Origin of the sequence: uncultured Salegentibacter sp. (genome assembly GCF_963972535.1) — a bacterium.
In the GTDB taxonomy this organism is placed as follows: Bacteria; Bacteroidota; Bacteroidia; order Flavobacteriales; family Flavobacteriaceae; genus Salegentibacter.
The window spans coordinates 1-9,589 of record NZ_CAXAVR010000100.1; the positions used below are offsets into that span (position 1 = coordinate 1).

Annotated in this window: 10 protein-coding genes; 3 read left to right on the forward strand and 7 right to left on the reverse strand. The window is 37.4% G+C overall.

The genetic code is table 11. From position 1 onward, the window contains the following. Nucleotides 1–1,073: apolipoprotein N-acyltransferase (locus tag AACZ30_RS11000; protein ID WP_339649357.1), on the reverse strand; the 1,073-nt coding region annotated here is incomplete at its 3' end. Nucleotides 1,074–1,232: 159 nt separating this feature from the next. Here AACZ30_RS11000 and AACZ30_RS11005 point away from each other — a divergent pair. Next, complete coding sequence (locus AACZ30_RS11005) at nucleotides 1,233–1,991, forward strand: CDP-alcohol phosphatidyltransferase family protein (protein ID WP_339649359.1); 759 nt, start codon at nucleotides 1,233–1,235, stop codon at nucleotides 1,989–1,991. 241 nt (nucleotides 1,992–2,232) lie between these two features. On the opposite strand, the gene lptB is transcribed toward AACZ30_RS11005, so the two are convergent. Genes lptB through AACZ30_RS11025 form a run of 4 tightly spaced genes read right to left on the reverse strand, consistent with a single transcriptional unit; the run spans nucleotide 2,233 to nucleotide 5,164 of the window. Further along, nucleotides 2,233–2,973 (reverse strand): LPS export ABC transporter ATP-binding protein, encoded by a 741-nt coding sequence (gene lptB / locus AACZ30_RS11010; RefSeq protein WP_075325973.1) that lies wholly within the window; start codon nucleotides 2,971–2,973, stop codon nucleotides 2,233–2,235. 45 nt (nucleotides 2,974–3,018) lie between these two features. After that, nucleotides 3,019–3,369: a carboxymuconolactone decarboxylase family protein gene (locus tag AACZ30_RS11015; RefSeq protein WP_075325974.1), complete on the reverse strand. Its 351-nt coding sequence runs from the start codon at nucleotides 3,367–3,369 to the stop codon at nucleotides 3,019–3,021. 2 nt (nucleotides 3,370–3,371) lie between these two features. Then, nucleotides 3,372–4,199: a twin-arginine translocase subunit TatC gene (gene tatC / locus AACZ30_RS11020; RefSeq protein WP_075325975.1), complete on the reverse strand. Its 828-nt coding sequence runs from the start codon at nucleotides 4,197–4,199 to the stop codon at nucleotides 3,372–3,374. Next, entirely contained in the window at nucleotides 4,199–5,164 is a 966-nt protein-coding gene (locus AACZ30_RS11025) for a KpsF/GutQ family sugar-phosphate isomerase (RefSeq protein WP_339649364.1), read from the reverse strand. Before AACZ30_RS11025 ends, tatC begins: the two co-directional genes overlap by 1 nt. 84 nt (nucleotides 5,165–5,248) lie before the next feature. Here AACZ30_RS11025 and recQ point away from each other — a divergent pair, with 84 nt between their 5' ends. Next, entirely contained in the window at nucleotides 5,249–7,447 is a 2,199-nt protein-coding gene (recQ, locus tag AACZ30_RS11030; protein WP_339649366.1) for a DNA helicase RecQ, read from the forward strand. 179 nt (nucleotides 7,448–7,626) lie between these two features. On the opposite strand, the gene AACZ30_RS11035 is transcribed toward recQ, so the two are convergent. Together AACZ30_RS11035 and AACZ30_RS11040 are read right to left on the reverse strand one after the other, a co-directional pair. Continuing rightward, nucleotides 7,627–8,409 (reverse strand): hypothetical protein, encoded by a 783-nt coding sequence (locus AACZ30_RS11035; protein ID WP_339649368.1) that lies wholly within the window; start codon nucleotides 8,407–8,409, stop codon nucleotides 7,627–7,629. A gap of 30 nt (nucleotides 8,410–8,439) precedes the next feature. Then, nucleotides 8,440–9,174, reverse strand: coding sequence for a class I SAM-dependent methyltransferase (locus tag AACZ30_RS11040; RefSeq protein WP_339649370.1), 735 nt, complete (start codon nucleotides 9,172–9,174; stop codon nucleotides 8,440–8,442). Between the two features lie 35 nt (nucleotides 9,175–9,209). Here AACZ30_RS11040 and AACZ30_RS11045 point away from each other — a divergent pair. Next, nucleotides 9,210–9,589 (forward strand): YkgJ family cysteine cluster protein (locus AACZ30_RS11045; RefSeq protein WP_339649372.1); only part of this gene is annotated, 380 nt, incomplete at its 3' end.

Sequence of the window (9,589 nt, forward strand, 5' to 3'; positions counted from 1 at the left end):
TAAGGAAAGTTCTCTACGCCAACTACGAGTTTAGATTTATGATAAAGCTGCGGAATATCTTCCGTATTCATTAAAAAAGCCGAATTATAATCATCATACCAGACGTTTGGCCCTAATTGATTGCTTTGTTCCCTAACTTTTGCCGGATCACTGAACCTTTCATAAAAAGAAATCCCACTAAGAAAATTAGTTTGAGGATATTTATTTATAAGTTGTCTGGAGAAAAAAGCTGCTTCAGATTGTTCAAAATTTGGCAGCAAGGTTCCATCGGCAAAAACGGTTTCTGGAGCTAAAATAAGTTTAGTTTTCTCACTCACTTTTTCTTCACTGAGCTTCAGTAGTAACTCGCCAATCCGTGTATCGGTGGTATTGTATTTTTCGGTATACGGATTAATATTTGGCTGCAGGATAACCACTTCCATCGTTTCTCCTTTTTCTTCAACCTGGTTTAATAGTAAATAGGAAACACCAATGGGGATTAAAATCAGTAACCCTATTTTAAAGATTCCGCGGTAAATAAAATCTTTATCCTTGAATTCCTTGTAGAGTAATACCGCTTTAAAGCAAGCGATATTGGCCAACCAAACCCAAAGTGTGCCGCCAAAGGTTCCTGTATATTCATACCACTGCACCCAGTTTTGAAACTCAGAAAAAGCATTTCCCAGGTTTAACCAGGGCCAGGAAAATTCCCAGGCGAGATGCAGTTTTTCGAAAACCATCCAAATACTAACCAAAAAGGCTGATGCAGCGCTAAATCCGGTACGTTTTGCTACTATATGATAGAGCAAAAATACCAGTGCCATTAGTAGAGAATTGACCAAAACTGCAAAGGCACCGCCAAATGCGGTAGAAAAATAGAGCCAGTATGTTGTGATGAGATTCCAGAGGAAAAAGCTTAAATAAGCCAGGCCAAGCACCCTCCATTTAATATATTTCTTTTTAGAATTTCTTACTTTAAATTCTGCATATAGTAGCGGTACAAACGCAACAAATAAAAGCAAAGGAAAGCCATAAGTTGGCCACGCAAATGGTAATAAAAGTCCGCTTGAAATTGCATAAAGAAGGTTTTTCATACTTAGGAAATTCTTTTCAAAAATAACAAACTATTCTTTTTTAAAGAGAATTCGGTAGCTTCTTTGAAGTTAAAGCTTTTGTAATTGTTCTTTCTGAAATTAAAAAACTTGTAGAAACAGGCGGCAATTGCTTAGTTTAGTATTTTAGAAAACCAATCTATGAGTATAAAAAGACATATCCCGAATTTAATTACGCTTTTAAATCTTCTCTGCGGAACCATCGCGGTTATTTTCGCTGTACAGGGAAGTCTCATTATGGCCGCTATTTTTGTAGCTGGCGGAATTTTCTTCGATTTTTTTGATGGGCTTGCAGCCAGAAGCTTAAAAGTTTCCAGTGAAATTGGGTTGCAACTCGATTCTTTAGCCGATGTTGTTACCAGTGGAGTAGTACCGGGAATTGTGATGTATCAATTACTGGATAACGCCTTGCCGGGAAATTCGGGCGTAGAAAACACGGGTTGGGAAGTGAATCCCGGTTGGTGGGATTGGAACTTTAATACGCTTGCTTTAACTGGATTGATTATTTCTTTAGCCTCGGCTTATAGGTTAGCAAAATTTAATGTAGATGATAGACAAACCGATTCATTTATTGGCGTTCCCACTCCGGCAAATGCACTACTGGTTTTAAGTTTTCCGCTTATTTTAACTTATCAACCCGATAGCTTTTTAACCGGTTTAATTTTAAATGAATGGTTTTTAATAGCTATTACGCTTCTTAGTTGTTATCTCTTAAATGCCGAAATAAAACTTTTTGCCCTTAAATTTAAAAACTGGGGTTTTGCTGATAATAAAGTACGATACTTCTTCCTGCTTTTATGTCTGGTGCTTATCCTGGTCTTCCAGTTTGTAGCCGTACCCTTAATTATTTTGAGTTATGTGATTTTATCGGTGGTTTTTCCGAAGAAGGAGGAGGTATGATAAAAGTTTTTAATGTAGGTATACTTTTTATAATTTATTCTTAAACCAAATTGTATCGTCACCCTGAACCTGTTTCAGGGTCTAGGTTATTTCATGTTAGATGCTGAAACGAGTTCAGCATGACGTTCTCTTCCGAAGCTTCGGGATGGTTTCAGAGCCTGCTCCGCAATTTATTCGGAGGTCTAAATTGTTACGTATTAAATGCTGAAACGAGTTCAGCATGACGTTCTTTTGTAGTTAATTACTTAAACAACTTCTTTTTTCTAAGCTCAAAATTCTGTCCCAGGTAAACTTTTCTCACCATTTCGTCTTCGGCGAGTTCTTCGGGTTGGCCGTGTTTCAGGATACTTCCTTCAAACATTAGGTAAGTTCTATCGGTAATCGCCAGGGTTTCCTGCACGTTATGATCGGTAATAAGAATTCCGATATTTTTATCTTTTAATTGCGCAACAATTCGCTGAATATCTTCTACAGCAACGGGATCTACACCGGCAAAAGGTTCGTCAAGAAGAATAAAGTTAGGATCGGTTGCGAGGGCACGGGCAATTTCGGTACGGCGGCGCTCTCCACCACTTAAAAGGTCTCCACGGTTTTTTCTAATATGGCCTAAACCGAATTCTTCAATTAGGGTTTCCATTTTATGGTGACGCTCTTCTTTAGAAAGATCGGTGAGTTCCAGTACACTCATAATATTGTCTTCAATACTAAGTTTTCTGAAAACCGAAGCTTCCTGGGCTAAATATCCAATTCCGTGCTGTGCTCTTTTGTACATTGGATATTTAGTGATATTAACCTGGTCTAAAACAATTTTTCCGGAATTTGGCTTTATAAGACCCACAATCATATAAAAAGAAGTTGTTTTACCGGCACCGTTTGGCCCCAATAATCCAACTATTTCTCCCTGGTTCACTTCCAGCGAGATTCCTTTTACAACTTCTTTTCCTTTGTAGGCTTTAACTAAATTCTCGGCGCGTAATTTCATTCAAATAGCATTTTAGAGCTAAGTTACATTTTTTATGCCAGCCTGTTATTCTTTAGATTCTTCTAAGGCTTCCCAGTATTCGTGGGCACGACGCAGATGAGGGATTACAATTGTACCTCCAATTAAAGTTCCAATACTCAGGGTTTCCATAACCTGCTCTCGGGATAAACCTTCTTTGTAACTGGATTCTAAGTGGTATTTTACACAATCGTCGCAACGTAAAACTAATGAGGCAACAAGGCCTAATAATTCTTTTGTTTTTTTATCTACCGCGCCTTCTGTAAAAGCGTTGGTATCTAAATTAAAAATCCTTTTGAGTACTTTATTGTTCTCACCAAGAATTTTATCATTCATCTGCTGACGGTAAGCATTGAATTCGTCAACTTTATTAATCATAGCTATTTTTTATTAAATTTTCTTTGTTCTTGTTTGTAGATTACTTTTGAAATAATAATACTTACTTCATAAAGTATCAATACCGGAATAGCCACAATTATCTGGCTAACAATATCGGGAGGGGTAATAATCGCTGAAAGAATTAGTACAATTACCAAAGCATATTTTCGGTATTTTTTTAGGAATTGTGGCGTTACCACTCCAACCCGCGTAAGGAAATAAATAACAATGGGGAGTTCAAAAATAAGTCCGCTGGCTAGTACTGAAGCTCTAACCAAGCCTATATAACTACCCAAATCAAAATCGTTGAAAACCGTTTCACTTACCTGATATTTTCCCAGGAAATTTATGGATAATGGCGTAACCACATAGTAACCAAAAATTACTCCTATAAAAAATAACAGGGAAGTAATAAATATAAATCCTTTGGCGTGTTTGCGTTCATTATCATGCATTGCCGGGGCCACAAATAACCAAAACTGGTATATTACATAGGGAAAAGCAATAATAAACCCTGCAGTTATAGAGGTCCAGACGTGGGCTGAAAATTGCCCGCCCATGGTTCTACTTTGAATTCTAAACGGCATCTCGTCAAAACAGAAACCGGCATCTAATCCAAGCGAAGTAGAAATTCGGCAAAGAATATCATAAGAGAAAAAATCGCCTCTACTGGGACCAAAAAGTAAGACGTCAAAGATAAATCCTTTTAAAAGAAAAGCTATAGAGCCTGCCACAACAATTGCGACAACAGATCTTATTAGATGCCATCTTAAATCTTCTAAATGGTCCAAAAAGGACATCTCTGGTTCAGGGGTGCCAATTTGCTTCATTATAAAATTCCTTCTCGAATTAGGTTATGTATATGTACTACACCCGCGTAGGTTTGGTTATCCAGGGCAAGTAACTGGGATATTTTATTTTCTTCCAGCATTTCTAAAGCGTCTACCGCCAGGGAATCCTGGTCTATGGTTTTTGGCGCGGGACTCATAATATCTCTAGCTGTAAGATTTTTGAATTCGGTATTGTTTTTAAGCATTCGCCTAATATCACCATCGGTGATTATACCAATAATTTTATTGTTTTCAATTACGGCAGTTACACCAAGCATTTTTTCTGAAATTTCTATAATAGCATCGGTAACTGAAGTTTCTGGTGTAACCTGGGGTTTCATATTTTGCGCCGTAATATCGCTTACTCTCAGGTAAAGCTTTTTACCAAGCGAACCACCGGGATGGTATTTTGCAAAATCTTTTCTTGAAAAACCTTTTAATTTTAAAAGACAGATTGCCAAAGCATCTCCCATAACCATTTGCGCAGTTGTACTTGTTGTAGGTGCAAGGTTATTTGGGCAGGCTTCTTTTTCTACATAAGAATTCAATACATGGTCAGATTCCCTTCCAAGAAAAGATTCTTTATCGGCAGTAATTCCTATAAGTAGATTGTTGAAATCCTTAATATAAGGTACCAGTACTTTTATTTCAGGGCTATTTCCGCTTTTAGAAATACAAATTACAACATCGTCTTTTTGTATGGTTCCCAGGTCTCCGTGAATAGCGTCTGCAGCATGCATAAAAATTGCAGGTGTGCCAGTAGAATTGAGTGTAGCTACTATTTTTGTGGCAATTACGGCACTTTTTCCTATGCCGGTTACAATTACCCTTCCTTTAGCTTTATATATTTTTTCTACGGCTTCGGCAAACTCACTATCAATAAAATTTTCCAGGTTTGCAATTGCTTTGGCCTCAATGGAAATGGTTTCTTTTGCAGCAATAAGGATTTTTTCCTTCAGTTTCAAATTTAGATAAAATTAAGGATTGTGAGTTTAAAGAAATATGTATCTTTAGTTATGCAAATGTATGTAAAATTGTAACACAATTGAATGAGTTTGACGGAAATTGATTTACACCAACAGCTAAAGAAGTACTTTGGGTTTAGTCAATTCAAAGGCCTTCAGGAAGAGGTGATTACCAGTATAGTGAATAAAAATAATTCGTTTGTGGTAATGCCTACCGGAGGAGGGAAATCCCTATGTTACCAACTCCCTGCGTTGATTGAAGAAGGAACGGCAATTGTGGTTTCGCCCCTTATCGCTTTAATGAAGAACCAGGTAGATGCTATACGTAGTATTTCTGCAGAGCACGGCGTTGCGCATGTGCTAAATTCCTCTTTGAATAAAACTGAAGTAAAACAGGTAAAAGAAGACATCGCTAACGGTGTTACCAAGCTGCTTTATGTAGCGCCTGAATCACTTACCAAAGAAGATCATGTTGAGTTTTTAAAACAACAAAAGATTTCTTTTCTGGCTATAGATGAGGCGCATTGTATAAGTGAATGGGGTCACGATTTTAGACCGGAATACCGAAACTTGCGCAGCATTATTAAACGTATAGGAGATAATATTCCAATTATTGCCCTTACAGCTACCGCGACTCCCAAAGTACAGGAAGATATTCTAAAGAACCTGGGAATTCCAGATGCAAATACTTTTAAAGCGAGTTTTAACCGTCCTAATTTATATTATGAAGTACGGCCAAAAACCAAAAATGTAAATGCAGATATTATCCGTTTTATAAAACAAAACCGCGGGAAATCTGGGATTATCTATTGTTTAAGTAGAAAAAAGGTTGAAGAGCTTGCGCAAACACTTCAGGTTAATGGTATTAATGCCGTGCCATACCACGCCGGGCTGGACGCCAAAACCCGAAGTAAACACCAGGACCAGTTTCTTATGGAAGAAATTGACGTTGTGGTGGCTACCATTGCCTTTGGGATGGGAATAGATAAACCCGATGTTCGGTTTGTGATTCACCACGATATTCCAAAAAGTATAGAAAGTTATTACCAGGAAACCGGTCGGGCAGGAAGAGATGGTGGCGAAGGCCATTGTTTGGCTTTCTATTCTTATAAAGATATTGAAAAGCTCGAAAAATTTATGAGCGGAAAACCAGTGGCCGAACAGGAAATTGGTCACGCTTTACTTCAGGAGGTAGTTGCCTATGCAGAAACTTCCATTTCCCGCCGAAAGTTCATTCTGCATTATTTTGGGGAAGAGTTTGATAGTGAAACCGGCGAAGGTGCCTCTATGGACGATAACGTTAGGTATCCTAAAAAGCAACACGAGGCCGGCAAAGAGGTAGAATTACTTTTAAAAACAATAAAAGAAACAAAGCAATTATATAAATCTAAAGAAGTTGTAAAAACACTTATAGGAAAATCTAATGCGGTTATTTTATCACATAAAACCGACACTCACCCACTTTTTGGAAAAGGGAAAGACAGGGATGGGAAATACTGGATGGCTTTAATTAGGCAGGCTTTGGTAGCCGGTTTGTTAAAGAAAGATATAGAAACCTATGGCGTAATAAAACTTACTCCTAAAGGAGAAGAATTCTTAGAGAATCCAACTTCTTTTATGATGACCGATGATCATATTTTTGATAGTACTACTGAAGCTGTTCCCACTGCAAGTCAGTCAGGAGGTTCTGGGGTAGATAAAACCCTGGTGAAAATGCTGAAAGATCTTCGGAAAAAAGTAGCAGTAAAAAACGAGGTGCCTCCTTTTGTAGTTTTTCAGGATCCTTCGCTGGAAGATATGGCTATAAAATATCCGGTAAATATTGAAGAGCTTACCAATATTTTTGGAGTAGGCGAAAACAAAGCCAAAAAGTTTGGGAAAGAGTTTGTAGAACTTATTCAGCGGTATGTAGATGAAAATGAGATTGTTCGTCCAGACGATTTGGTGGTAAAATCTACCGGAGCAAATTCAGCTTTAAAATTATATATAATTCAGAATGTAGACCGCAAATTACCTTTAGATGATATTGCTTCGGCCAAGGGTATGGAGATGAAGGAATTCATCAAAGAAATGGAAGCAATTGTGTACAGCGGAACCAAGTTGAATATAAATTACTGGATAGACGATATTTTAGATGAAGACCAGCAGGAAGAAATTCACGAATATTTTCTGGAAGCTGAAACCGATAAAATAGATGAAGCCATCCAGGAATTTGACGGCGATTATGACGATGAAGAACTGAGGTTATATCGCATTAAATTTATAAGTGAAGTAGCGAATTAAGTTTTAGAAGTTTGAAGTGAAGAATTATGGTTTTCGTCAAGCTGAACTGGTTTCAGCTTCTAATTTGTAATATATTAGATCCTGAAACAAGTTCAGGATGACGTATAGAAAACAATAGATTTTTCCGATCTGATTTCAATTAGTGCGACTTGGTACTTTAAACCTCTTACTTCAAAAAATTATCGTCCCCCGGCTGCTTGTAGGTCTCTAATACAGTGCATTCCTAATTGTGGGATACGTCCTCCTTCAATTTCATCTATAATTCCGCTTCCAAATTCTATAGAAGCGCGCATTAGGCAATCGGGAACATTGCAATGGCCTTCGTTATCATCGTCTTTATGGTCAGATTGTGGTTCGGTACCAATATCTACCAGGCCAAATAAATGCCCAAATTCGTGGTTTAAAACTGCTGCTTCAATATCACTTTCTATTGGAGCGTTAGGTCTTGCCGCAAAATCTTCAATAGTTTTTCCGAAAATCACCATAGATGTATTTCTAAATGCTGAACCCAGGGTGAATTTATTTTCTTCGTCTTTTTCACTTTTTCCGTCAGCAAAATAAATATACACCGCAATTTCATCTCCCGCATTGTACACAGTACGGGTTTCTTTTTCTATTTCTACAATTTCCTCTATAGAAAAAGGAGCTTTACCAGATGAGGAAACTGCTCTTAAACTAATGTTTATACCATCGGGTTTAAAAGTTCGTTCTTCAAGGAAACTTTTAAAATTTGATAGAGCTGCCTGGTTAGGAGCATACCCGTTTACATAAACAATTTCTATATTCATTGAAGTGAATTCAGCATCGCTTAAAAGGTGGGAAGCTGAATCTCCCAAACCTTGTAAATTGGCTGTTTTATCTATTCCAACCACTCCATCATCATCATTTTCACCTGAATCTGAAGTACAGGAAAAGCTAAACAATATAATTAAAAGAAGAAGGCCGTATTTGTATTTAGACATTGAAAAAGCAATTTTGGTAAAAATATAAATTTATTGTTTTAAAGCTTGTAATTCAGCTAAATAATCGTAGTGTTTTCCCTCTTTTATTCGTTTGCAGCTAAAGTTATTGGTTTCAGCGGCAAATTTTAAAGTTTGAAAATCTATATAGAGCCAATTGAAATAAGCAGAATTTTCCCCTTTATAACTTACTTTAAATTCCAGTTCACCGTAATATGCAGCTTCAGAGTCTACCCAAATCCCACCATCTTCGTCACGATCAAATAAATAGCTTAAATCTGAAGAATCTAAAAGAACGTTACCATTCGGATTTAACAATTCCCTGGTTTTTTTAAAGAATTTGTCAAGCTGGTTGAGCTTGCCAATTATTCCGCTGCCATTCATTAGCATCAAAATCGTGTCGAATTTTTCATCTTTTAAGTCGAAAAAATCAATGTTTCGAGCATCTTTAACTCCGCGTAGACGGGAAATTTCTATAGCGCCTTTAGAGGTATCAATGGAAGTCACCTGAAGGTTTTTTTCTTGCTGAAGATAAAGCGAATGGCTTCCTGCACCGCTGCCTACATCTAAAACCTTTCCCTTTGCAAGCTGCAACGCTTTTTGCTCTAAGGGCGGCATTTCAGCATAATTTCGGAACAAATAAGGAACAGGAATTACATCATCATCAAAGTCGGGGGAATGTACCTGGATATCGGTAGTATCCTTTTCGTGATAGTAAGCTGAAATAGCTTTTCCAAAAATGTCTTTTACTGAAGTTTGCTGATTCATTGATGAGGTGTAGCTTGGTTTTATATCTTTGCCTAATGGAAGAAATTCTAAAAAATCTCCCTGAAAAGGCCAAAGATAAGCATAAAGAAAATAAAAAGTTTTTTGCAAAGCTTAGAAAAAAGTCGCCAAAAGATTTGGATAGGCAAATGCAGGAAATGCACGAGAAAGAATTTTCCCGAACCAATTGCCTGGACTGTGCAAATTGCTGTAAAACTACCGGCCCTTTATTTACCAATAAAGACATAGAGCGCATTAGCAAGCATTTAAAATTAAAGCCGCAACAGTTTATTGAGCAGTATTTGCGAATAGATGAAGATAATGATTATGTACTTCAACAAGTGCCCTGTACTTTTTTGGCTGCAGATAATTACTGCCTAATTTATGATGTGCGACCAAAAGCCTGCCGGGAATTCCC